The 535-nt window shown below is 41.9% G+C and carries 1 protein-coding gene; it reads left to right on the forward strand.

Annotated elements, in window-relative coordinates; all coding sequences use genetic code 11:
- Positions 1-94: 94 nt before the first annotated feature.
- Positions 95-535, forward strand: a 441-nt coding sequence (locus ACTXGO_RS16635; RefSeq protein WP_443575238.1) for an elongation factor P hydroxylase, incomplete at its 3' end; no start/stop codon positions are given.

Here is a 535-nt window from a genome sequence, read left to right on the forward strand (position 1 = left end):
TCTGTCTTTAATGAATGAACTCAAGTCTTATATACAGTCATATGATTCTCCATCAATCCTCACTGATATTCATTCATTATGTGATAAAGGTTTGATGATCTATGAGTGGTCAGAGGCCAAAGAAGAAAAAAGCGTTAATGCTTTGATTGATTTGTTTAATACCTTATTTGCCAGTCAAAACGTAATATTGATGCACAGTGATAGCGAACCTGAGTATTTTGCCGCAACTTATGATAAACCAGCTCGCATAGCCTTTGCTCATGGGTTTTTTGCCAGCGCTTTGCATGAAATCAGTCACTGGTGCATTGCAGGACAAGCACGTAGGCTTCTTGATGATTTTGGCTATTGGTACGCAGCAGATGGGCGCAATCAAGATGAACAACTGGCCTTTGAGCGCGTGGAGATCAAGCCGCAAGCTTTGGAGTGTTTATTTAGTCTTGCCTGTCACAGACCGTTTCGAGTGTCGCAGGATAATATCTTTGCAACCTTTGATACGAGTAGCAGCACGTTTGCAGCTGACGTCTATAAGCAAGCT

Source organism: Psychrobacter sp. T6-1 (genome assembly GCF_052258445.1).